Here is a 24,145-nt window from a genome sequence, read left to right as displayed (position 1 = left end):
ACCTCTTCCGCGTTGTGTAAATTCTAAGACGAATGGGTCTTCACTCGCCAATATCTCTTCAGGCGTACCGATCAACATGAGTTCCCCGTCACGCATCAACGCGATGCGATCACCAAGCTTCATCGCTTCTTGCATGTCGTGTGTGACAAATAAAATGGTTTTCCCGAGCTCATCATTTAATCGTTTAATGTCATCTTGCAATTGACCACGGCTGATCGGATCAAGCGCAGAAAAGGGTTCGTCCATAAGGATGACGTCAGGGTCTGCAGCTAAGGCACGCAATACGCCGACGCGTTGCTGTTGTCCTCCTGATAATTCTGCTGGCTTCTTCGAGCGAAGTTTCGGGTCCAGTCCGGCGATTTTCATTAATTCGGTCACTCGCTCTTTTGTTCGGTCTTTTTTCCACTTTAATAATTCCGGTACGACAGAAATATTTTCTTCCACAGTTAAGTGAGGGAATAATGCAATCTGTTGGAGTACATAACCGATATTACGGCGTAGTTCAAAAATATCGAATTGATAGATTTCTTTTCCATCGATTAAAATTTTCCCATCCGTATGATCGATTAATCGATTCACCATTTTCATCGTCGTGGTCTTGCCACAACCTGAAGGACCGATCAATACAAATATTTCTCCTTTTTCTACAGTTAAATTCAAGTCTTTGACGGCTAACGTCCCGTCTTCATAACGTTTTGATACATCACGAAACTCAATCAACCTGATCCCTCCTCAACTATTTCCAAAATGGAAATTCAAATAGTATTTTGCCCGTTTCTCTACTTTGTTAAACAAAAAAAGGCTCTCCTAATTGGAGAACCTGATTTTTAGTATAGCGTTACTTCAATATGTCGACGCCCCCATTGGATCGCGTCCTGTTTTGAATCGACTAATAAATCGACGATATGACCTTTGATTCGGCCACCTGTATCAAGGGCGATCGCATCACCGACACCTTGAATATGGACTTTAGAGCCTAATGGGATGATGGCTGGGTCGACTGCGATAATTCGCATCCCGTTATAATAAATCGAGTCGGTCACATCATGACCCGTGGCCGTTAATACACGACCGCCGTATGCCTTATTATCTGCAACATCATTTGAATAAGCCGTCGATTCGACTGTAATAACCTTTATAGATGTAGATACCGGTGTCGCACTGACTGTTTGCGTAGCTGAAGTCGACGTTTTTGCAGCTGTTGCCTGTTCCGCTGCTTTTCGCTCCTCTTCCGCTTTTCGTTCTGCTTCAAGTTTCGCAAGTCTTGCTTTCTCGGCTTCTTCTTTTGCTTTCTCTTCTGCAAGACGTTCTGCTTCGATCCGCTTCTCTTCTGCGATACGTTTTTCTTCAGCAAGTTTCTTTTGGCGGGCGATTTCTTTTTGTCGTTCTTCTTCAATTGCTTGTCGTTCTAGTTCAAGCGGGTTTTGTACAATTTTTTGTTCTGTCCCGATTCCGATCTGAGCAGCATCTGCCTGATCCATGAATGTGAACAGCCCCATCATCGTAGCTCCAATGACGATTATATATTTTAATAATTTCATCGTAGTAGGGTCATCACCTTTCTCGTTATGTAACGAACAGATGTTAATTTACCACGACAAGTCCCGTCAAAGTAGTGATTTTATCGAAGTGAAACATTCCTGACATATGGCAAAAAAAGTGGTTACAGATTGTAACAATTGAAAAAAACGTTGGTATTCCTTATGTTCACAAAAAAATTACAGATTCGTTACAATCAATCGTGTAACAAACCTGTAATCTTCCTGTCATGATTAAATCTTATTCATTTGACTCAATTTCATACATTCTGAGCATCCCCCACGGTGCGACATCAACTTGAACCGTGAACGATTGCTTTCCTTTTATAGCATCCATCTCATCTTGAGACACACGATACGAACCCATTTCTTCTATATAAAGAAGTCGATCATAATAGTTTGCCCGAATGCCACCAAAAAACGGTTTCGACTCAATTCGATCGATGACTGCATAACCCTCTTCCCCTTCTTTAAAGGAAACATATACCGTTCCGGTTTCGACATCTTGTCGTCCTTTGAAGGCATCATATTCGAGATAGATGGAATCTCCAAAATAAGGGTCATAAGGCTCGAACGAAGACCCTTTAAATGTGTACGTCTCCCCGACCCACGATATGGCATAGACAAGAATCACAAAGACGATGGCAATCAAGACTTGAGCAACCGGGATCACCCAAACAGAAAACCGTTTCATGTCGTCACATCCCCTCTCGTTCGATTACGCCACCATAATGCGAGTGACAACGCAAAGACAATTAACGCACCAATCAAGAAGAAGAGTGAGATATCGAGCCGGTCCCATACGTAGATGAAGTAAATTGTCATTTGAACGATTAAGAAATAGATGAAGGCGAATATTGTCGGTTGTCGTGTCACGTCTTGGCGAATCAAGTATGCAAGTGCAATCACCTCGATGATGATTGCCAGTAAAACTCCTGAATCCTCAAACAGTGCAAATGGGATGACTGCAAGGAAACTTACCCAGAGTAGGTCGTTTCGTCTGTGAATCAAATAGACGGCAACGAGTGCCACCGACAAGAGTGTCGCTTCAATGACGGAAGGCGGTCTTTGGGAGAGCCAACTTTCTGTCACGTTAATTAAATAACCAATTGATAGAACGGCCGCAGTGAACAGATACGTTGCTTGCCATGCGGCTTGTTTTCGATAGAATAAGAGCAATGCATGCAAGATGACGAGTGACCAAAGCGGCCACAGTCTTCCCTCATAATCGATATACTGGCCGAAAATATTGAGAAGGCCATAAAAGGTTAGCCATGCGAACGTGCGGTCCAACGATTCATCGACGAAATGGAACCATACCCATGTCACGATTAGTGCAATCCCAATCAAAATCAGCCCGATGCTTTCGAAACTATTGGTGATGGCTAAAAATGCAGCGATTGCGGTGATCATGGAGAATATGACGTGCTCATACAAGATGCGATGAAGTACTGCCATCGCAAAGATAATCCAGAACAATAGAGTCAATTGGCCAGACAGATTATACGTCGTGAAGATGACCGCCATGGTCGCGATAAAGAAAACGAACCCTAGTACACGTAACAGCGTGACATATCTTGGTGTTTTCAAGCGAACCCGCTCGGCAAAGACATAGAATCCAACCATAAAAAGAAGAAACAAACCGATTTTCAAAAGGTCGGGAATCGCTTGCCAGTTGGCTGCGACGAAACTGAATAGGCTAAGAGCCAACAAAATGGATCCGACAATGACCAAAACGGGCGGCTTGTGGTCATGTTGCTCACTAGCCGCCCGTCGTTTATGTTCATAGTCGACTAGTCTTAACCCCGTCGCTTCATCCAATAAACCCGCCTCTTGCCATTCACGTACTTTTTTGTCAATGGACACCTGAATCATCCCTTTCAGAAAAAGGTCAGCTGGCGCGTTCAATCAATTCCAATTCTGATTTTAGTAAAACTTGTTTCTCGAACTCGAGTCCGAGCTGTTGAAACTCTTCCATGATCGAGACGTCACCGATCACAGTATTGGTCAGTACGGCGGTCACTTCAGCGACCCATCCTTCACGAGTTGACTTCACGATATCACCTACGAGGAATTCTTCAGACACACCCATTCACTTCCAATCTAAATTTGTTTCTATCATTATAACGAAATTATAACCGTTTGAATACGTTTTCTTTTATCCGTTTAATAAATTGTGTCAAGAATTTTCCAGTAAGTCCCCAAATGATGTAGTCTTCATGTTCATAAAAAGGTTCTTTCATTTTAATTACCCGTTTTTTGTACGCTTTAGCATTCGCCAATCGATCAAGTGGAATATTTTGATCCGGACTCATCGTCCATTCCATCTCTCCGTGGAATGGATCAATCATGAGTAATGTGGAAATCGGTACGGTAAACAAATGATCGACCTCATCCGTCCCTTCTACACTTGGTACTTCCGATAGGATTCCGACAAACGGATAAATCAATTGACGATGAGGCGTAGCAAGCGGTCGCAATTTGCCTACGACTTCTACTTTATCTGCAGAAATCTCTAACTCTTCGCATGTTTCCCGGATTGCCGCTTCTACGGGTGTTTCTCCTTTTTCAAGGCGTCCCCCTGGAAATGAGATCTCCCCAGGTTGCTGCCGCATCGTGTGGGCGCGTACCTCAAACACGACGTGCCATTCCTGATTGATTTGAACGAGTGGGATTAACACTGCCGCTGTCTGTTCATAATCTTCATCCATTGTAAAACTATCTCGAATCTGTTCTTCTGTGATCCATGGCTGCACAATGCTCACTCACCTTCCATCATCGAATATCATATATCGTTCTATACCCTACTTTTCGTTTAGTCGCTGCCAATGTCGGAAATATCATTATTAATGATAGGAGTTGATCAGCGTGGACGAACAAGTAGATGTATTGATTGTCGGTGCCGGACCAACCGGCCTGACGCTCGGACTCACCTTAGCCAGATATGGCGTATCTTTTCAAATCATTGATCGTAAGACGACCCCGTCGGACAATTCACGAGCTATCGGGATTCAGCCGCGGACCATCGAAGTGTTTTCTCGTTTAGATGTTGCGCAAGAAGTGCTTGAGCGTGCCCGAACAATCGAGCGGGGGAATCTATATTTTTCGGGACAGTGGACAGCAAAGCTTGAGTTCTCCAAACTCGTGACCCCTTATCCGTTCGTGACGTTGTTACGTCAAAATGAAACCGAAGAGATTTTGGAACGCGCCCTACGAAAACATGGACATGTTGTGAAGCGTGGGGAAACCTTGTCATCCATTACCCAATATCCATCCCGTACCATCGCACATTTGACCGCGACTGATGGGATGACTCGTGCCGTTGAAGCGAAATATGTTGTCGCCGCCGATGGAGCAAACAGCTCGGTTCGTCGGATGCTCGCCCTTCCGTTTAGCGGTAAATCATTTAAAGAGGCTTGGGTGTTAGCCGATTTGAAGGCGGATTGGCCGATATCCCGGGAAGAGGTTCATATCTTTTTTTCGGATCGAGGAGTGCTTGAAGTCTTCCCGCTCACGGATGAAACAATTCGTATCACGGGAAACTTGAGAACGGATGAATCATTCCAAGAATCGGACCTTCAAGAATTGGTGGAACAACGCAGTCATATGCCGGTCCATATTCTCGACGTTGAGTGGTTCTCCTTATTCCGCGTGCATAATCGCATGGTCGATACGTTCATTCACAACCGCATCATTCTCATGGGGGATGCGGCACATATTAACTCCCCGGTCGGCGGACAAGGGATGAACACCGGGATAGCGGATGCCTTCAACTTAGGTTGGAAACTGTGGTTACATCTCAAAACTGGCGCTCCCCATCACGTCGTGTCCACCTATCGGGACGAGCGCGAACATGTTGCCCGCAACGTGCTACAGACGACGAATATCGCAACGGAGATGTTGCAGACGACCCTCCCGATGCTCTTGCCGTTCCAAGCAATCGGTGCGGATGTCTTCACTCGCGTCAATCTCGTCAACCAAAAGATTACCGAACGGATCTCTCAGCTCCATTTATCGTATCCGAATGCGCTTCGGTCACCGTTTCGTCGCGTCGCGGAAGGAAAGATTTTTCCGGAGACTGAGATTTTACGAACGGATGACGGGTTTCGGATAAAAATATCCGAAATTGCAGACGGACGGTTTCAAGTGCTCGTATTTGACGACGGGAAACGTGATTTGACGTCCATTTATGACTATTTGAACAAGAACCAGCCGTTCATTCAAACGATTACCTTATCTAAGACGAGTCGCCCGTTTTTCGATCAAGGAAACGAACTAGCCAAATCTCTCTATATGAAACGTGGCATATTAGTCATTCGTCCAGACGGTTATTTGTTGCATAAGCAACATCACGTTCGCTTAAAGCCATTACAGGACAAGTTGGCCGTCTGGCTACCTTCTTCTTGAACGTGTATAAATGGAGAGCCTCACCGAAGGGGTGAAGCTCTCCATGTCATGACTATTCAACGTTTACATATAGAATACCTGGTTTCGAGAGCGTCAAATCGTAAAACGCCTCAAACGCCTCGATATCTTCTAATTTTCGGAAATCGATTTGATCTGTCTCTTCATTCGGAATGGCCACGATGATACCTTCCTCTGTCGATTTGATCATGCCCGTTTGTCCGTTATGAATTCGGATATAGAGTACTTGCTGATTTTCTAGGAGTGAGATCGCCTCTCGTCTCGATTGAATCGGTTTTTTCATTTCATCCCCTCTTTTCCATTTCAGTATACCGTTCGCTCCATATTGCTTTCAACTCGCCACACCATTAAACTTGTGTAAAGAAGGGGTTGAAGGCATTGGAAACATTATTGATCATCGCACTCGCCATTTTGTTTGTCATTTTGGTCTCGATTCGGACAATTCGCAACTTAAAGTGGGTTCGTTTCGGTGAAGCATTCGGGAAACAAGGTGAAGAAATTCTAGGTGATTATCATTATTTGACCGAGCAGGGCATCACCTGTCGTGTGGAACAAGGACTACCGACCGGTAAACTATTAAAGCCGCTCGCAAAAAACTTGGACGATCGCGTTGCACTGTTCGTTCACCGAGATGATGCGGCAAAAGCAAGAGAACTTTTAAAATAAGATGAAGGCCGAATACAATCATTCGGCCTTCATCTTATTTATGTACTTGTCGCTCAGAACAATAATAAGCGATTTGTTTGACGAGCGGCTCTGTCAACGTCTCAAGGTTCTTTTTATTGATCACTTGATCCACTAGAGCGAATGAATCTCCACAATTCGCCTTAATTCGTTCTAACTTCAATCGTTCCGTTTCCGGGAAAATTAAAAACGAATAGACGGGAATTGCTTGATTACACTCTTTTTTTAATCGTGACCGCACCTGTTTGGTCATCCGTTCTAATTCCGTGACAGGATGAGGATAAACCTGTTTCCACCCCATCGAGGTCTCGGTTCGACATTCACGGTTCGTCATATGGACGGGGGCTGGAGTTCGATTTAATTGAATCAAGAATACGCCTTTAGGTCCGACGAGCACGTAATGAACGAGATCATCCCCTAATTTGACTTGTTCAATCATCATCCAATCAAATCGGCATGTTTGTCTGATGTTTTCGACGAGACGATCTGTATAGCAGGTTGGTGCTTTCATCACTTCTTCTTTCACACGAAACAGCTTTTTTGTCTGTTGTTTGACTGGTTGTTTCTCCGTGGCCGTTAACACTTGCAACATGGACTCCACCCCCTATTCGTTATTCGCTTGGACCGACTTGCTTTCCAAAGACCGCTTTTTCAAGATTTGAAATTCGGCGTAACATGTCATAATTTGAAGCAACCGGCTGTGCTGGTTTAGCCGGTTCCGATACAGGCGCAGGTTCCCGTCGCAACGAGTCGTTTTCTTTTTGAAGACGCTCGATTTCTTTCGCCATTTTTTCATAATCGCGAATGACGACATCTAAAAATTGATCGACTTCTTCTTGTGAATAACCACGTAACGCGGTCTTGAATTCTTGTTTATAAATCGCTTCTGCTGTTAATTCCGTTTGCATCATATCACTCCCATTGTTGTTCCCATTGTTTTTCTTCTTCAATGACTCGTAAGTCTTCTTGTGTGATCAAGAAAACTTCCATGTTCGGCTTTCGCCGAGCCCCATCGACTAGAAACCGGGGACTTCCTTCCGTTTCTTCGTCATACAAGGTGATCAATCCTTCTGCTTTATCTAAAAAGAACGCTGTTTTTGCCCGTAGCTGACTCGGGTCTTCGTATGGACGCTGTGTCAGCGGCTCAAAAAAGTCTGCCTCGAGTTGCAGTTGCACAAATAGTTCTTGTTCGAATGGTTTATAGCGCTCATCCATGTTTAAGAACGGCGGAAATACGGCGATTTTAATCGGATATGTTTCTCTTAACTCTAACAATACTTGTCCGGCCCACAATTCACAACCATTCGTTCCACTAAATATGAACCATTCAGCACCTAATTCGATGACTTCAAGTATCTTTTTCCGGTAAGCTTCTTGAATGATTTCAATACCCGGATGATCCGCTTTGAAGATACCGAGTTCATGAGGACGATATCCTGTGACGGCTACTACTTTCATGTTCGCTTCCTTTCTAGGCGAGCACGGCGATGTTCTAACGCTTCTTTCTCGCGTTGCATCGTTTGACGTAACACCGTCCGCTTTTGATCAAGAATCTCTAACGCTCGCTCCGTGTAATCCATCGCTAAAGCCACGTCCTTTAGTTTATGCTCTGCATATTTGGCAAGTTCGACGTACCCTTCAATCGTATGAATCGATTCAAACAGCGGAATGGCCTCCTCGAATCGTCCAGCTCGTTTTAATAACATCGCTTGCCGCATGATGGCACGCTTCGATGGACTCGGGAGTTGCTCAAACTCCCTCAGCGCTTGATCTTGTTCGCCAAGGTCATGTAGCCAGTGGGCACGTTCCTCTCCGAAATCAGTTACCGGGGTCGTGACAAGCTGACTGAGACGCGTATACAACGAGACGAGGCTTAAACAGTCCGCATGATGGTGCTCAAGGACCGGCAGCAATATTTCTGGATTCCGCTCTTTGACGTATTGAAAATAGTGCATCGGTGCCAAGAAGCCAGGAAGGTCATCCCTTCGTTCATGACCAAAGTATGCTTCGACCGCTTTTAATGATACTGATTCTAGCCTCGGTTTTAACAATCGTCTTGCAGCGTGAAGTAAATCGACATGACCCACTGAAGGTAATTGTTTCACCCGTGATTTGACGAACGTGTGTCTCGTCTTGATTTGAGGCCAATCAAATGACTTCCCGTTATAGGTGACGAATCGTACCTCATCTCCGATGTCTTGCAAGAAATGATAGTAAAAGGCGGTTTCAAACGCCGGATGAGGTAACACGTATTGAATCATTTCAAGTTGTTCCGCACGAATCCGTGCAAACCCGATTAAAAAAATCGACGTTCCAGACCCACGTAAACCGGTCGTCTCCGTATCCATGAACAGGACTTGGTCGGGGTCTAAGTCGACGGCGAAAAACGGATGCTCGGTTCGAGCCATCATCTGTCCTGCTTCTCCAAACTCGAAGTCGTGATACACCTCATCAAGGGGATATGTCTTCCGGATCCGGACGCACCATTCCCCCTCAAACGTTAAAATCTCGCCCCCATGATCCTTCCACTTTTGTTGCTCCACTTCGTCAGGGGTCGCAACACTAGCTTTTGGGGCAGGTTCGTTCGTTTTGATTAATCTAGATAGTTTAGCTTTCATATCGTTCCTTTCAATCCTTGCAACTGGCGAATGACTTGCTGCTTGAAGTCACCGTATCCAACCATGCCGACACAACGGGGACATCCGCTCTCACACGGACAGTCGGATACCGTCCGTTCTGCCGCTTCAAGCACCATGTCTGCATCTTTATAGAGTGCCTCACTGAGACCGATGCCTCCTGGATACCGGTCGTACAAATAAACGGTCGGCTTACTCGTATGCGTTGACTTCATCTGAATCGTAGTGAATAAATCGAGCGTGTCACACATGAGATAAAGTGGCGCAAGTCGCCTCATCAAATCGCTGACCGCTTCAAGTTGATCTTCGAGGTCCGCCTCCGAATAGGCGAATCGCTCATCTAACGTGAACCATGTCGCTGTCGTATGCAACTCTCGCTCCGGTAGATGAATCGGACCCGACCCTATGTTCTCATGCGTCCCGAATTTTATTTTCTTAAACAAGGTGGCCATCGCGATGACCGATACCTCACCAAACGTCTTCGCTCCGTCTGACTTGTTCTCTTCGAGTACTTTCAGTTCAACTGCTAAATTCGCATCCGTATAGTAGTCAACGTCAACCCGGCGGACATACGCTTTCTTCTCCTCAAAATCGAGTTTTTCGACTTGGTACTGTTCGGCTCCATGCAAATAAATCGCTTCATCATGTAACAACGTCATGGCACTGAACGTGTCCATTTCACCGATAACTTGATGCTTCGCCGTCTGATCGACGATGACGACATTCTCTTGATCACTCGTCCGAAGCGAGATGTCATGGGCCGGGAACGAATCCGTCATCCAATAGTACCTATCGGCCCGTTCATGCAAGACGTGAGCATCCGTCAAAAACTCTAATATATCTTCCGTGTCGACTGTTCCGAACCGCTCTCCCTTTTGAAACGGCAACTCAAAAGCGGCACATTTGATGTGGTCTACTAGAATAATCAAGTTATTCGGGTCAAGCCGGGCCGCTTCCGGTGAACGATCTAAAATCATGTCCGGCTGTTCGACGACGAGTTGGTCGAGTGATGACGAGGATGCGACAAATATAACGAGTGATTCTGAATGGCGCCGTCCGGCACGACCTGCCTGCTGCCATAACGAAGCGACCGTTCCAGGATACCCATTTAAGACACACGCTTGCAGTTGGCCAATATCGACACCGAGCTCCAACGCGTTTGTTGAGACGACCGCCTTGATTTCCCCGTCCCGTAACCGTCGTTCGATTTCTCTACGTTCAGATGGAAGATAGCCGCCACGGTAACCGACAATAGACTTTGGTCCGAGCTCCCGCCGTGTTAGTTCCTGCAAATAGGTCAATAGCACCTCGACACGTACGCGCGACCGCGCAAATACAATCGTTTGTATGTTCGCTTCCACGAGCCTCGAGGCGATTCGTTTCGTCTCGAGCGTTGCGCTACGACGAATTCCGAGTGCTTCGTTGACGACAGGCGGGTTGTAGAAGACAAGATGTTTCTTCCCTTGAGGTGCCCCGTTCCGATCGATTAAAACGACTTCTTCTTCCGTCAATAGCTCGGCAAGTTCAAGCGGATTCGCGATGGTCGCCGATGTCATGATCCATTTCGGGTGACTACCATAGTAGGCGCAGATTCGTTTTAAACGTCGAAACACGTTCGCCACGTGACTGCCAAACACGCCGCGATACGTATGGAGTTCGTCGACGACGATGTATTCTAAGTTCTCAAATAGACGAATCCATTTCGTATGATGAGGTAAGATGCCGGAATGTAACATATCCGGATTCGTGATGACGATATTTCCCGCATCCCGGACTTTTGTTCGTGCCGCAGGTGAAGTGTCGCCATCATACGTGAAGCACCGCAAATTCCCTTCAAGGGCTTCGACCATCTCCATCAAGTCACTGTTTTGATCTTGCGCGAGTGCTTTTGTCGGGTAAAGATAAAGCGCACGTGCTGTAGGTTTTTCAATCATCTTGGATAGAACGGGTAAGTTATAACACAGTGTTTTTCCTGATGCCGTCGGTGTTACGATGACCGTCGAATGGCCATCCGCCGTTTGTTTCACAGCCTCGGCTTGATGCGTATACAGCTGTTCAATTCCACGATTCTTAAGTACATTCACCAATTGTTCAGGCACCTGCTCTGGAATTGGGGCATATTGGGCCGGACGTGCATCGACCGTGTGCCAATGACGTACGTGGTTTGAAAAACCAGGATCGTCTTTTAGTTGTTTGATCATTTCTTCGACAGAGCGAGATTTTCGCATCCAGTCACCTTCTTTCATTACGCATTCGAAGGTGCAAGATCCGCTACGACTTGTCGGATTTGATGAATCCGTTCATCTCGTACCACTCTCGATACGGCGGGCATCTGAAAGATGGCCATCTCGTTAAATGTAGCAGCGACATGCTCATTCTCTTCTTCGAGGCGGAGGAGCGCATCTGAAAACAGACGTTGCGTCGACCGTCCGAACAAGACGATGGTATGTAGTTTCGTACATTTTGAATGAACCGCTAAAAGATGTTTGACGTAGCGTTGCACCGTTTTATAATAATCTTCGTTTGTTGAGCTGAGTTGACGGTTGCCACGAAGAAGTTCCGGATAATAGGATTCTTCGCCCGTGAACATGGTCTCGACTCCGATTCGTTTCAAGTAAGCATGTCCGATCGCTTCGGCGACGGTTTGGTCCTGGATGAGACGCCCAAACGGTATGGACTCTTTTAAGAGCACATGTGAAAGCTTTAACCCGAGATGTCCACCGAGAGGCACGCCGAAATCATCGTCTTGCAGTCGATCTATGACAAGTAATACTTTCATCTTGCGTTTTAAAGAGAGTTGAACCATGTGTCACCATCCTGTTCCCTTTCTTTTTATTATAGCAAAGTCAAACGAAAAACAGGGCGCACAATGTCGCCCTGCTTTCCTTAGTTATTCCCATTGTTTGAATTGCTGTTTCCACGATTTGTTTCAGACGATTCACCATTGGATTGTCCCTCTAACGGAGTTCCTGAATCATCTCCGTCAGTTGGTTCGTCTGTTCCTTCGCCAGAACCTTCATCCGTCGCCGGTTCATCAGGAGTTTGTTCGTCGGTGGTATCTTCGCCGTTTCCGTTTCCGTTACCATTTCCGTTTTCATTCCCGTTCCCGTTATTTTCGTCTGATGGTTCATCTTCGGAATTTCCCTCGTCAGAAGGGTTTTCCTCTTCTTCCTTTGGCTCTTCTTTCGGTTCGATTGAGTAGCTCGCTTGCGCCGGTGCCGATTGCTGCTCACCCGTCAACGGGTTCGTTGCATTCGCGACAATGGTAAACGTTGTGTCGCCTTCGGCCAAGTTTGCAATATTTACACTCGTCTCCCCGGTCGTTCCGACGACTTGCTCACTTCCGTCAGCTGACTTCTGTGTCACTGTGAACGTGACATCCGTATAGCCATCTGCTTGTGCACCATCGAAATCGTATGACCATGAAACAGAACCGGTTTGGGCTTCTTCGTCATAGTTGACACTTGCCCCAGTCGGAGCAACCAATTTCTCAGGTTGAAGATCTTTTGGTTTTGTCCCTTTTACATAGAGTTCATTGCCAAGTGATAAGACTGAGTCCGGACGTTGGAATCGATCCGGTTGACCTGAAACATTCGCTGCCTCTAGCATCATATAGTCAAAATAGTATTGGGCATAGTCAGGTTTAAACAGTGCTTCAGTCTCTTCATTTGATACGGATTTACCTGTCCAAACAGAAATTGAATAATCTGTTGAATACCCTGTGAACCATTTATCTTTCGGAATGACTCGTTCAGAACCTTTTACTTCTTCATTCGTTGTCCCTGTTTTCCCTGCGACATCGAAAGAGAATGGGTCAGGTACATATGTTCCGTCAGAGGCACTTACGACATCACGTAGCATATCTGTCAACATGTATGCCGTGTAGTCTTCCATCGCCTGTTTCGCTTTGACTGGCGAGTTGATGCTCGAACCGTCATTGAACTCAATCTTTTGAATCAAATGCGGTTTCGTATACATCCCATTTGTACCGAGCGCCGCATAGGCTGCTGCCATTTGCGTCGTACTCGCCTCTGCTGTACCAAGCGTGTTTGATTCAAGTAATTCATCACCAGCATATACCGGTTCGATTCCAACATTCTTCACAAACGATTCAATCGCCTCTTGACCGTACTCATCCCGAACTTCTTGGAAGGCACGAACTGCTGGCGTGTTCGCTGAAATCTTCAAATATTGACGCATCGTATTTGGTCCACGGAAACCTTGATAATAGTTATTCGGTTTAAATTTCCCTTCAAGTTGTGCATCAAGCAATACTTTTCCGGTCGACCATTGTCCGTTCTCAATTCCCGGACCGTAGTCGAAGAACGGCTTCGCTGTTGATCCAATTTGATACTTCTCGTTTGAATAGTCACGGTACGTCGTATCACCTTGTTTTGCTTGCTGACTATCAACAATCGCGACAATCTCGCCCGTCTTCGTATTCAGTACGGTCGCACCCATTCGGAGCTGTTCCGGGAAATTATCTACCATCGTACCGGTACTATTCGATTTGATTTCACTATTGATTTTCGTGTGCAATTCTTTATTGATTGACGTATATACTTTTAGACCTGTTCCGTAAATGTCTGACTGTTCAAGTCCGAAATCTTCTTCTAATTCATTGAGTACGCGTGAATAAATCGCACGTGTGAACGCTTCTTCTTCCGTCTCTTCACCAGGTGAGATGACGTCAGCAATGGCGACATCAAGTGCCTCATTGTACTGTTCCTCAGAAATATGTCCGTCACGTTTCATCGCAGACAGGACTTGCTCTTGACGGTAGCGGGTCAACTCCTGATCACCATTGATTGGATCATAGGCACTTGGACGTTGTGGGAGACCGGCAAGAATCGCGGCCTCTTGATAATTGACCTCAGAGACCGGCTTGTTGAAGTAACGTTTCGATGCAGTTTGCACACCATATCCACCACTACCGTAATAGTTTTTGTTCAAGTACATCTCTAAAATCTGTTCTTTCGTATACTCACGCTCGAGTTTGAGTGCGAGCCATTGTTCTTGCAGCTTACGTTTCAACTTCTTATCTGTCGAAAGGAATGACTGCTTGACCAATTGTTGCGTGATGGTCGATCCACCTTCCGCACCGAAACCGTCTGTCAAGTTGGCAACGACGGCTCCGCCGATTCGACGTAAGTCAATCCCATTATGCTCATAGAAACGACGGTCTTCGATTGACACGACCGCTTGTTGCATCACTTCAGAAATGTCGTCGATTGAGACATACTCGCGAATCTGACCTGCCCCTTCGAGCGGTTCTCCTTCAGCCGAAATCAACTGAATCGGGTACGTATCGACAAGCTTTTCTTCATCTAGCTCTGGTGCCGTCGCAATGGCATATACCGTATAGGCGCCGAATGCGATTACCGCAGCAATAAATAACATGAAGCCTAATAAAAAGATGCGTTTCCACATCGGTTTCTTACTTTTCGTCTTTGGTTGTTTCCCAGTTTTTTTGCGTTTATTCGTCGTCGAATCTTGTCGACGTGCGACCCTACTTCGCTCCATTCATGGTTCACTCCTTCTATTCAATCGAGCCATTGATCGAGCACCGTCAAATAATCAATCGACGGTAAGGCTCTCGTCGGAACTTCAATCGCTTCCTTTTCGATAAAGCTGAGCGGAATCGATTTTCGCCCCGTTAATCGTTGTTCCCACCACCGAACAAGTTGCTCGGTGGTCAATACATATTGCGTATTATAGCGACTAAAGCGGATGATGACAAAACAAATCCCTCCATGACGTTCACACTCACGCATGTGGGCGATTTGGTGGTCATGAAAATTGCCGAGTGGAAACGACGTCTTATTATTCGTTTCTTTCGCTTCAAAGTCAATGTACCTGCCACGATAAACACCGTTGTAATCGGTCGTAGATGCCTGTTTGAAATAGGCTTCCGTTACTTTGGCGGCACTTCGCTTCGGGTAGTCGACTTTGACGATTTGGAGAGGGGTTGGTTTTTTGTGGATGACGGCTCGTTGATGAATCCGATAAAATTCATTCGTTTCATTTAACAGCGTCTCCAAGTTCATTCCGCGATTCGCATAGGTTTGAGAATTCGATGATTGCTTCGAAATTCCTTCCCCCTTTGTTGTCTTTGTCACGTTTGCCTTTTTACCGTTTGGATAATGGAACAATGTCGTCACCCCATACATACATATTAACAGGTCGGTCCACTCGTTCCTTCCGTCTCAGGTCTGATTGTCGACTTCTGTCGGTCGACACTTGTGTGGATTTACCGCAACACATATCGTACCAAACTCCCGTATGTTAAACTAGTATGTAAGCGATTGTGTATCCAAATTGAAAAGCTCTCGTTATGTATATCCCGATTGTTTTTCTATGATAATAGCACCTTTAGTGTTTATCCAAGATGACACACCGATAAACCTAATTGATGTCATTCTCGAAAAAAATGTGCAATACCTGTGCAATAGATTGACCAAATCACCATTTGGAAATAAAATAGGATGCTTAAAGACGTTACTGTTAATCCGTTTTGGAGGGATTGGATGGAAAGTGGAAAGAAGTATGTCATGTTCGTCGACGAGACAGGTACGCCGAAGGGGAACACGCAATTTAACTTGACGGGCGTGCTGATGGAATATAAGTATTCAATCGATGCAGACGAAACTGGACTACCGTGTGAATTGAAACGACGTCTTCAGGCGTTCAAACGAGATGTGTTCAAAACGGAGCATATCCCACTTCATTTAAAAGAAATTTTAAAAGCGGAACATCCTTACGGAAAAGAAGATGGGATCACGATTGATATGTTGCGCGACTTTTGGGATAAGCTCCCTGAATTTTTACGAGGAATCGACTGTACGATCGTCAGTGTCGAGGTCGATAAACAGAAGCTCCATGACTTTTATTCGACGCCCAAAGATCCGTATGTCGTTGCGTTCGCTCACTTGATGAAGTCATTCTATGCGTTTTTAGAAGAAACAGAGGCAGTGAGTGCCCGGGTCGTCCTGGAATCCCGAGACGATTATCAGAACTTACTGATTCAAAAAGCATTCTTCGATATTTTCAATTCAGGTACCGTTCATTTAGACGTTGAAAAGAGCCGTCAAAAAATCAAAGGCTTCATCTTCTCTGAGAAGCAGAACACGATGTATCAATCTGGATTAGAAATCGCCGACCTCGTCTGTTTGCCACTTTCTCGCGTTCGTCGTGGCGTGATTGAAGTGAAACCACGGTTCGTCCATTATGGGGACGAGAACCGAATCTTTAAAGCCATTAAGGACAAAATTTACATCCGTAAAGAAAGTCCGGACCAAGATTTCCGAAACTGGGGCTTCAAGAAAGTGCCGATCACGAAAAAACGTCGCGAATGGAGCGACCATCCTTGGAATCATTAAGCAAAAACGCATCGACACCTTTCGTGTCGATGCGTTTTTATGTGGTGACTTGCTGTGACTTCATTCGTTTCTTTCCTTCTCGGCACATATGCAACAGTGGGCATGCCGCACAGCCCGGACGTTGTGCCTTACAATGATATCGTCCGAAGAAGATGAATTGATGATGAAGTTGTGACCATTCCTCGCGCGGAAACTTTTTCATTAATGTGTCCTCGACTTGGCGGACATTGTCTTTCCAGCGACAAATACCGAGACGTTTGGATACTCGTTCCACATGCGTGTCAACCGCAAACGCCGGTTCATGGAATGCAACAGAGAGAACGACATTGGCTGTCTTACGACCGACTCCAGGGAGCGCCTCCAACGATGCTCGGTCAGAAGGGACAATTCCACCATGCTCGTTCACAATTTTTTCTGAGAGTGCTTTTACATTCTTCGCTTTGTTACGGTACAGACCAATCCGTTTAATCAATGCCTCAATTTCAGACACGTCAGCCGCTGCCATCGCCTCGACAGTCGGAAACGCTTCAAACAAACCCGGTGTCACCTTGTTGACGAGTGCGTCCGTCGCTTGTGCGGAAAGCGCGACGGCGACGACCAATTCGAATGGATTTTGATGCGTCAACTCGCAATGAGCATCCGGGAACATCTGCTTCATCGTATCTGACACTTCCTGTAATTGTGCTCTCGTCAACATCACTTATTCCTCCGTTGATATTCCACGACATCCTCGAGCGATTCGACATGATGATCTTGCCAAACACGCAGGATTTTGTCCATGTATTTGAAGTTTCGCACGTTTCGAAGTTTCGCTTCCCGAAGCGCGGCCATGATGAGTTCCTCGCTAAAGCCATCTTCCGTCATCCAGCCGACGATTTGTTCAATCTCGAACGGGGTGATCGTTCCGAATTCCCGCTCAAACGTATGAATGATATTCTCATTCAGTGTCTGCTGGGGCACAACTTTCTCTTCCCCTTGTAACGCTTCGAAAAGTGGCAATAGGCTATATCGCTCACCATCACTTGAAGCGTCAATGGCGATCAACTCTTTTTGCAATAGACCGAGGAGTACTGATCGCGCCTCATTTTCCGAAACATTCAAACGTTTCCCTAACTCGCTCGGGAGCGGCATGACGATGCCCTCCCCAGTCATTTCAAGAAGATGAACGATCAGACTGAACTCGACGGGTGACAAGTCGAGGCGTCTCGCATCGGTGAACAGCTTTCGTGGAATGACGACCGGACTTTGTTCGAATAATTGAATCAATTGATGTGCATCCATGTCGCACTTCCTTTCTAAGACACATCAATCGGGGAGGACATGACGTCTTCCCCGATTAATCGTTAAGGGTGAATTCGGTTTAATAAACGTGGGAACGGAATCGCTTCACGGATGTGCTCGATTCCACTGATCCATGCGACTGTACGCTCGAGGCCAAGTCCGAAACCAGAGTGTGGGACCGAACCGTATTGACGAAGTTCAAGGTACCAATCATACGCATCCGTTTCGTCGAGACCTTCTTTGATGATTTCTTCTTTTAGACGATCGTAGTCGTCCTCACGTTGAGATCCCCCGATGATTTCACCATATCCTTCTGGAGCAATCAAGTCCGCACACAGAACGAGTTCTGGATTCTCAGGGTCTACTTTCATATAGAACGGTTTGATTTCTTTTGGCCAGTGCGTGATGAATACCGGCTGATCATGTGCGTTGGCAATCGCCGTCTCGTGCGGTGCACCGAAATCATCACCGTATTCGATGTCGTCGAATCCTTCTGCCTTCAAGAACTTGATGGCATCCTCGTAACGAACGCGTGGGAACGGCGCTTGTACTTGTGCCAATTTCTCAAGGTCACGTCCGAGAAGTTCCAATTCATTTTTACAGTTCGCAAGTGCCGACTGTGCAATGTATGAGACGTACTGCTCTTGAATCTCGAGGTTCGTGTCATGATCGACAAATGCCATCTCCGGCTCAATCATCCAGAACTCAATCAAGTGACGACGTGTTTTTGATTTTTCCGCACGGAACGTCGGACCGAACGAGAATACTTTTCCGAGGGCCATCGCCGCGGCTTCCATGTACAACTGACCCGTCTGTGAAAGGTAGGCTGACTGACCGAAATAGTCTGTCTCGAACAATTCTGTCGTCCCTTCCGGTGCACTGCTCGTAAGGATTGGCGGATCGATTTTGACGAATCCTTCTTTGTTGAAGAATTCATATGTCGCACGGATGATTTCGTTACGAACTTTCATAATCGCGTGTTGGCGACGTGAACGGAGCCATAAGTGACGGTTGTCCATCAAGAATTCCGTTCCGTGTTCTTTCGGTGTGATTGGATAATCAACCGATTCCGCAATCACTTCTAAATCTGTCACTTCCAATTCAAATCCGAGTGGTGTACGTCCACCATCAGATTTGACATTCCCTGTGACCCAAACCGACGTTTCTTGCGTGATCCCTTTTGCAAGTGTAAATAACTCTTCCGCCACATCAGCTTTTACAACGACCGCTTGAGCAAAACCGCTCCCGTCACGTAATTGAAGGAAAGCAATCTTTCCACTTGAACGTTTGTTGGCAATCCACGCCCCTACACGGACAGATTGGCCTTCATAGTCTTTAAATTGGTTAATCGAAATAGTTGTCATGTTCATTTCCATCCTTTCGCTTATCGAGCGCGCTTCGTAACGAAGTCTTCCACTCGATCGAGCGCTTCTAATACGCGTTTTAATTCAGTTGCATAGGATAATCGTACGTAATCGTCTTGTCCGAAGCCAGAACCAGGCACGAGTGCCACATTTGCTTCTTCAAGAACAGCTTCACACCAAGCATCGACAGTGTCATAGCCACTCTCTGTGGCCGCGACCTTCGCGTTGGCATATAAGTAAAATGCACCTTGCGGCTTCAAACACGTGATGCCAGGAATTTTGACGAGACGGTCGTAGACGATTTCAAGTCGTTCCTCGAACGATTGACGCATCATTTCCACATCTTCTTGTGGTCCATTGTATGCCTCTACCGCAGCCGCTTGTGCAACAGATGTCGGGTTGGATGTCGAGTGTGAGGCCAAGTTCGTCATCGCCCCGATGATTTTTGCGTCCCCAACGGCATATCCGATTCGCCAACCTGTCATCGCGTGAGATTTCGAGACACCATTGATAATGATGGTGCGTTCACGCATATTCGGAAGGGTCGCAATCGATACGAACGACGCATCACCGTAAATCAATTTTTCATAAATCTCATCACTGACGACGAGAAGATTGTGGCGAAGAACGACATCGGCGAGTGCCTGTAGCTCTTCTTTCGTATAAATCATTCCCGTCGGATTGGATGGGCTGTTCAAGATGACGGCCTTCGTACGAGCAGTGATCGCACTCTCGAGTTGCGTTGGCGTCAATTTAAATGACGTCTCTTCATTCGTGTCGACCAAGACAGGTTCCCCGTCCGCCAATTTGATTTGTTCCGGGTAACTGACCCAGTATGGGGCTGGGACAATCACTTCGTCCCCTTCATCTAGAATAGCTTGGAACAAAGCGTAAAGGGCATGTTTCGCACCTGAAGCCACCATCACCTCGTTGCGTTCGAACGACAATCCACTATCGCGTTTCGTCTTTTCAATGATGGCATCTTTCAACGCGACTGTCCCACCAGATGGCGTGTATTTTGTGTCTCCATCTCGAGCGGCTTGACAAGCAGCATCGATGATTCGTTCTGGTGTGTTGAAATCAGGTTCACCCGCGCCGAGACCAATGACATCTTTGCCTGAAGCTTTCAGTGCCTTCGCCTTAGCTGTGATCGCCAAGGTAGTCGATGGCGTGAGTTGTTTTACACGTTTCGCTAATAGATGTTCCATCATAATCCCCCTCTAATTCATTACATTTGATCGGTCAATTGGACCCGTCGAATAAATTCTCCGGTCTGAAGCGTATAGTACGAATACGTATAAGACGCATCCGCTTTCGTGACCACTTCGATGAGTGCCCGTTCGTCAAAACCAATCTTACAGCTGACCAGTTGTCCACCTGTCTCCTCAACCGACTTCGAACAGACGTCTGTAGCATCCACTTCACCGATTTCTCGTTGCTCGATCTCCAGCTTTTCATCCAATGGGACAAACCAAATGGACTCCCCGTCTACTTCTGGGAAGACGACATATGCCTCTGTCCCATTGAACAGTTCTCCCTGACCTACTCTCACGTCTGGAGATTCTTCAGCCAATCGTGCCATCGCCGTTTCGACGAGCTTTTCTTTTTGATTCTCTGTATGACCGATGGTGAATCGATACATCACGCTAAAGACAAGGACGACACCAATCAGTGCCGCCAGTAATGAGACGATCCATTTTGCCTTTCTGGTCATTCTGTACGATAGATGGTGAAGACCATCTCTTCCTTCTTCGGATCATTCACTTTCTTCTCAAGTGACAAACCGAACATTAAATCCTGACTCTTTAAGGTCCGATTCAATAAGTCGACAATTTTGTAGACGTCCGCAGTCGGTTCGATGCGCACGCTCGCCAGCGTCTCAATATTCGAGTTCATATTGACTCCTCCTCCAAAACACTATACGTATCATTATAAAACGATAATATCGTGATGCCTAGCGTTATCTGTCATTTCGTGCCACAGACTTTTCCTTCTCGTCTAAGAACAACTCTAACTCGGATAACGACGTTTCAAGCGTTCCTTCAATCCGGTCAACTTTAGGTAAGCTGTTGATGAACTGTTTGCCGTAACGTGTCGTCTCCACACGCCGGTCGAACACGAAGACGGCACCATAATCCCCTTTCGATCGAATCAATCGACCGACACCTTGTTTGAAGCGAATGACCGCTTGGGGCAGGGATAACTCAAAGAACGGTGATTTCCCCATCGCTTCAATTTTCTCAGAACGAGCTTGCATGATCGGCTGGTCGGGCGGTGCGAAGGGAAGTCTTACAATGACAAGGCATGTCAACGCCTCCCCCGGAATATCGACACCTTCCCAAAAGCTAGCTGTTCCAAAGAGAATCGACTGTTCCATCCGTTTGAACTGTTTCGTCAAGCGGCTACGTGAGCCACCGCTCACACCTTGTGCGAGAAGTGTATAAGACGGATCAAGATGGTCTTTGACTTGTTCATAAGTGAGTCGAAGCAATTCGTTCGATGTGAACAAGACGAGCATCCTTCCTTTCGTCACGTTCGCGATTTGGACAATCGACTGGGCCGTCTGATCGACGAACTGAGGGAGCGGCACTTCATTGATCAACGGGAAGTCCGACGGTACAAACAGTTTGGCCTGTTCTTTGAAGTTGAATGGCGACGGTAAGACGACTCTTCGGACCGGTTCTCCTTCTAATCCAAGGCGTCGTTCCATAAAGCTGAACTTCCCTGAGACCGTCATCGTCGCTGATGTTAAGATTGTCGGTCGCTTCTTAAACAGACGTTCATGCAACAGCGGTCCGATTTCGACCGGTTGCGTGTACACCGAGGTTAATTTCCGATTTCCTAAATTCAGTTCGACCCAGCTGACCGCATCATCGTCACGCGTCAGCATCGTCTCATAGATGACACTCTCGAGTTCGCGCACGTCTCCAATCAACGTTTTTAAATCACCGAGAAGGGCGCGCTGTTTGAACGTCATATGTTCTTTACGTTCATCGAGCAGGCGATGGAGATGTCGGAGTGACGTCCGCAACGTCCGCAGTTTGTCCTCGAGTCTATTGGCCACTTCTCGAATTGGTCTAAACGTTGCCCCCTCCCGTTCGAAACGAACCGTTTGTCGAGGTTCTTTTTTCTTACCTAACGATTGAAGGGAAGTCAGAAGATCTTCGAGTTCTTCTTCGACCCGAGCGAGGGCAGAATCAATTTGTTGACTGAATGCCTCCGCCTCTTCGGTTACGGATGTCAAATCGGCTAACTGGATGATGCGAGAATGGAATTTGCCATCCGCTCCGTAGCCGAACCATTTGAAGAGGCGGTCAAATTGAATCGCATCAAATGTCACACCGAAATGATGCGAGGCCACTTCCTCGACTTGATGGGCCTCATCTAATACGAGAGGCGTGTCCGTCGGTAAAATGCCTGCCTGATGCTGTAAATCCGAGAACAGTAAGGCATGATTGGTCACAATCAGGTCCGCTTCTTTCGAGCGCAACACGGCTTTCGTGAAAAAGTCACGGCTATACCATGGGTCGAATCGACCAAAATCACTTGAAGCATCTGCTTGAATCAAACGCTTGAACGAAGCGGGTCCTTGTGTCGCCGAGCCCGGGAATGAGAGTTCCTCTAAATCCCCGGTCTCGGTCTCAGTGAGCCAGACGAGCACCATCGCTTTACACATCGATGCCAAAAGACCATCATTCGATTCGTCGAGCACCATCTCGAACTTGCGTAAATCGATATAATTGCGTCTTCCTTTCAACAACGTGAATTCAATCTCAGGAAAAATCTGACGAAGCACGGGCAAGTCTCGATTTAACAACTGTTCTTGCAATTGAATGGTATGCGTACTAATGACGACCGGGCGTTTCGTCTCGAGGGCATGGTGGGCACTCGGAATCAAGTACGCAAGCGTCTTACCCGTTCCCGTACCCGCCTCGACTAACAATGTTTCCTCATCGTCTAGCGCTTTATAGACGTGACGCATCATTTCGAATTGACTCTGTCTCGGTTCAAACTGATCAAACAGTGAAGGGAGCGTCTCTTCAATCGTCCGCAAAAGGAACGGCTCGAACGGTTCACGTTCTGTCGCCGGAACGAAAGCATCCACCGGTCGTCGTAACGCAATTTTACGATGGATATCAAAACGGGTTTCGTCGTCTGGACGGATCCCGACCTCAAGGATGATCTCATCGAGTAACGGTTCGATATGACTCGTCCATGATTCAGATAACTCTCGAAGTCGTTTCAGGGTCACCATCGGTAAATCGCGCAAACGGTCGAGCATCCGAATGAAGAGCTCTGCCGTCGCCTCTGCATCACTGAGTGCCCGATGTGCGTCTGTATGTACGAGATCAAACGTATCCGATAGCGCTTCTAACGCATGACTCTCTAAAGTCGGATACAGAATACGGGCCAATTCGACTGTATCAATGGCTCTCCCTTGAAACGCAAGGTAACCCGCTTGTTCAAGACTCTCGTTTAAAAAAGTTAAATCAAATGCGACGTTATGCGCGACAAATACCCGTCCATCTAGCATTTTCCAAATGTCGGGAATCACATCTTCAAATGTAGGTGCGTCACTTACATCTTCGTCACTAATCGTTGTCAATTGCGTAATAAAAGGTGGGATTGGTCGACTCGGTCGAATCAAAGTGCTGTAGCGTTCAATCACTTCGCCCTCTTGTACGACGACCGCCGCAAACTCAATCAGTTCATCTCCGGACTTTACGGAATGACCCGTTGTCTCTAAATCCACAATCACATACGTGTCCATAACATCCATCCCATCTTTGGCACGCTCGTGCTTTCTGTCTGTCTCATCTTACCATAGAACGAATAAC

Annotated in this window: 24 protein-coding genes and 1 pseudogene; 3 read left to right on the top strand and 22 right to left on the bottom strand. The window is 46.5% G+C overall.

Going from position 1 to position 24,145, the window contains the following annotated elements:
- Positions 1–3: 3 nt before the first annotated feature.
- The 6 genes and pseudogenes from KNO73_RS03155 to KNO73_RS03130 form a co-directional block, all read right to left on the bottom strand.
- Positions 4–720, bottom strand: a pseudogene (locus tag KNO73_RS03155) (ABC transporter ATP-binding protein); the annotation flags it as partial.
- Positions 721–827: 107 nt separating this feature from the next.
- Complete coding sequence (locus tag KNO73_RS03150; RefSeq protein ID WP_251024831.1) at positions 828–1,541, bottom strand: 3D domain-containing protein; 714 nt, start codon at positions 1,539–1,541, stop codon at positions 828–830.
- A gap of 238 nt (positions 1,542–1,779) precedes the next feature.
- On the bottom strand, positions 1,780–2,232 hold the full coding sequence (locus KNO73_RS03145) for a GDYXXLXY domain-containing protein (RefSeq protein ID WP_214734162.1): 453 nt from the start codon (positions 2,230–2,232) through the stop codon (positions 1,780–1,782).
- Positions 2,229–3,413 carry a DUF2157 domain-containing protein gene (locus KNO73_RS03140; RefSeq protein WP_251024830.1) on the bottom strand — a complete coding sequence of 395 codons (1,185 nt, stop codon included), beginning with the start codon at positions 3,411–3,413 and terminating at the stop codon, positions 2,229–2,231. Before KNO73_RS03140 ends, KNO73_RS03145 begins: the two co-directional genes overlap by 4 nt.
- Before the next feature lie 16 nt (positions 3,414–3,429).
- Positions 3,430–3,630: a DUF2187 family protein gene (locus KNO73_RS03135; RefSeq protein ID WP_012726121.1), complete on the bottom strand. Its 201-nt coding sequence runs from the start codon at positions 3,628–3,630 to the stop codon at positions 3,430–3,432.
- A gap of 40 nt (positions 3,631–3,670) precedes the next feature.
- Entirely contained in the window at positions 3,671–4,303 is a 633-nt protein-coding gene (locus KNO73_RS03130; protein WP_215112021.1) for an NUDIX hydrolase, read from the bottom strand.
- 103 nt (positions 4,304–4,406) lie between these two features.
- Here KNO73_RS03130 and KNO73_RS03125 point away from each other — a divergent pair, with 103 nt between their 5' ends.
- Entirely contained in the window at positions 4,407–5,945 is a 1,539-nt protein-coding gene (locus KNO73_RS03125) for an FAD-dependent monooxygenase (protein ID WP_215112020.1), read from the top strand.
- A 52-nt stretch (positions 5,946–5,997) separates the two neighbouring features.
- Here KNO73_RS03125 and KNO73_RS03120 read toward each other — a convergent pair whose 3' ends face one another.
- The gene (locus KNO73_RS03120; RefSeq protein WP_012726118.1) at positions 5,998–6,246 is read right to left on the bottom strand and encodes a hypothetical protein; all 249 of its coding nucleotides are present in this window, start codon (positions 6,244–6,246) and stop codon (positions 5,998–6,000) included.
- 95 nt (positions 6,247–6,341) lie between these two features.
- On the opposite strand from KNO73_RS03120, the gene KNO73_RS03115 reads away from it, so the two are divergent.
- A complete protein-coding gene (locus KNO73_RS03115) occupies positions 6,342–6,629 on the top strand; it encodes a hypothetical protein (protein WP_214734159.1) in 288 nt (95 codons plus the stop codon).
- A gap of 34 nt (positions 6,630–6,663) precedes the next feature.
- Here the strand turns inward: KNO73_RS03115 and KNO73_RS03110 are convergent, their stop codons facing one another.
- The 8 genes from KNO73_RS03110 to recU all read right to left on the bottom strand — a co-directional run bounded on the left by KNO73_RS03110 (position 6,664) and on the right by recU (position 15,453).
- On the bottom strand, positions 6,664–7,239 hold the full coding sequence (locus KNO73_RS03110) for an NERD domain-containing protein (protein WP_214684439.1): 576 nt from the start codon (positions 7,237–7,239) through the stop codon (positions 6,664–6,666).
- Between the two features lie 19 nt (positions 7,240–7,258).
- Positions 7,259–7,555: a cell division regulator GpsB gene (gene gpsB, locus KNO73_RS03105; RefSeq protein WP_012726115.1), complete on the bottom strand. Its 297-nt coding sequence runs from the start codon at positions 7,553–7,555 to the stop codon at positions 7,259–7,261.
- Positions 7,556–7,559: 4 nt separating this feature from the next.
- Complete coding sequence (locus KNO73_RS03100; RefSeq protein ID WP_047795387.1) at positions 7,560–8,105, bottom strand: SLOG family protein; 546 nt, start codon at positions 8,103–8,105, stop codon at positions 7,560–7,562.
- A complete protein-coding gene (locus KNO73_RS03095) occupies positions 8,102–9,265 on the bottom strand; it encodes a ribonuclease H-like domain-containing protein (protein ID WP_215112019.1) in 1,164 nt (387 codons plus the stop codon). Before KNO73_RS03095 ends, KNO73_RS03100 begins: the two co-directional genes overlap by 4 nt.
- Complete coding sequence (locus KNO73_RS03090; protein ID WP_215112018.1) at positions 9,262–11,511, bottom strand: DEAD/DEAH box helicase; 2,250 nt, start codon at positions 11,509–11,511, stop codon at positions 9,262–9,264. The genes KNO73_RS03095 and KNO73_RS03090 overlap by 4 nt, the downstream gene beginning before the upstream one ends.
- A gap of 17 nt (positions 11,512–11,528) precedes the next feature.
- Positions 11,529–12,089, bottom strand: a complete 561-nt coding sequence (locus KNO73_RS03085; RefSeq protein WP_015881501.1) for a hypothetical protein — start codon at positions 12,087–12,089, stop codon at positions 11,529–11,531.
- 80 nt (positions 12,090–12,169) lie between these two features.
- Complete coding sequence (locus tag KNO73_RS03080; protein ID WP_215112017.1) at positions 12,170–14,806, bottom strand: transglycosylase domain-containing protein; 2,637 nt, start codon at positions 14,804–14,806, stop codon at positions 12,170–12,172.
- Between the two features lie 20 nt (positions 14,807–14,826).
- On the bottom strand, positions 14,827–15,453 hold the full coding sequence (recU, locus tag KNO73_RS03075; protein ID WP_078146759.1) for a Holliday junction resolvase RecU: 627 nt from the start codon (positions 15,451–15,453) through the stop codon (positions 14,827–14,829).
- Positions 15,454–15,810: 357 nt separating this feature from the next.
- Here recU and KNO73_RS03070 point away from each other — a divergent pair, with 357 nt between their 5' ends.
- The gene (locus tag KNO73_RS03070) at positions 15,811–16,662 is read left to right on the top strand and encodes a DUF3800 domain-containing protein (RefSeq protein ID WP_035387865.1); all 852 of its coding nucleotides are present in this window, start codon (positions 15,811–15,813) and stop codon (positions 16,660–16,662) included.
- Between the two features lie 37 nt (positions 16,663–16,699).
- On the opposite strand, the gene nth is transcribed toward KNO73_RS03070, so the two are convergent.
- The 7 genes from nth to dinG form a co-directional block, all read right to left on the bottom strand.
- Complete coding sequence (gene nth, locus KNO73_RS03065) at positions 16,700–17,359, bottom strand: endonuclease III (protein WP_214734150.1); 660 nt, start codon at positions 17,357–17,359, stop codon at positions 16,700–16,702.
- Complete coding sequence (locus KNO73_RS03060; protein WP_078146757.1) at positions 17,359–17,943, bottom strand: DnaD domain-containing protein; 585 nt, start codon at positions 17,941–17,943, stop codon at positions 17,359–17,361. The genes nth and KNO73_RS03060 overlap by 1 nt, the downstream gene beginning before the upstream one ends.
- Before the next feature lie 62 nt (positions 17,944–18,005).
- Positions 18,006–19,307: an asparagine--tRNA ligase gene (gene asnS / locus KNO73_RS03055; RefSeq protein WP_145977441.1), complete on the bottom strand. Its 1,302-nt coding sequence runs from the start codon at positions 19,305–19,307 to the stop codon at positions 18,006–18,008.
- Between the two features lie 20 nt (positions 19,308–19,327).
- Entirely contained in the window at positions 19,328–20,515 is a 1,188-nt protein-coding gene (locus KNO73_RS03050; protein WP_015881494.1) for a pyridoxal phosphate-dependent aminotransferase, read from the bottom strand.
- Positions 20,516–20,535: 20 nt separating this feature from the next.
- Positions 20,536–21,021, bottom strand: a complete 486-nt coding sequence (locus KNO73_RS03045) for a hypothetical protein (RefSeq protein ID WP_214775766.1) — start codon at positions 21,019–21,021, stop codon at positions 20,536–20,538.
- Positions 21,018–21,203: a YpmA family protein gene (locus tag KNO73_RS03040; protein ID WP_015881492.1), complete on the bottom strand. Its 186-nt coding sequence runs from the start codon at positions 21,201–21,203 to the stop codon at positions 21,018–21,020. Before KNO73_RS03040 ends, KNO73_RS03045 begins: the two co-directional genes overlap by 4 nt.
- A gap of 64 nt (positions 21,204–21,267) precedes the next feature.
- Entirely contained in the window at positions 21,268–24,078 is a 2,811-nt protein-coding gene (gene dinG, locus KNO73_RS03035; protein WP_015881491.1) for an ATP-dependent DNA helicase DinG, read from the bottom strand.
- Positions 24,079–24,145 lie beyond the last annotated feature (67 nt).

It is taken from the genome of Exiguobacterium sp. s83 (assembly GCF_018617095.1).
GTDB lineage: Bacteria > Bacillota > Bacilli > Exiguobacteriales > Exiguobacteriaceae > Exiguobacterium > Exiguobacterium profundum.
This window is presented reverse-complemented; position numbering and strand designations above follow the sequence as displayed.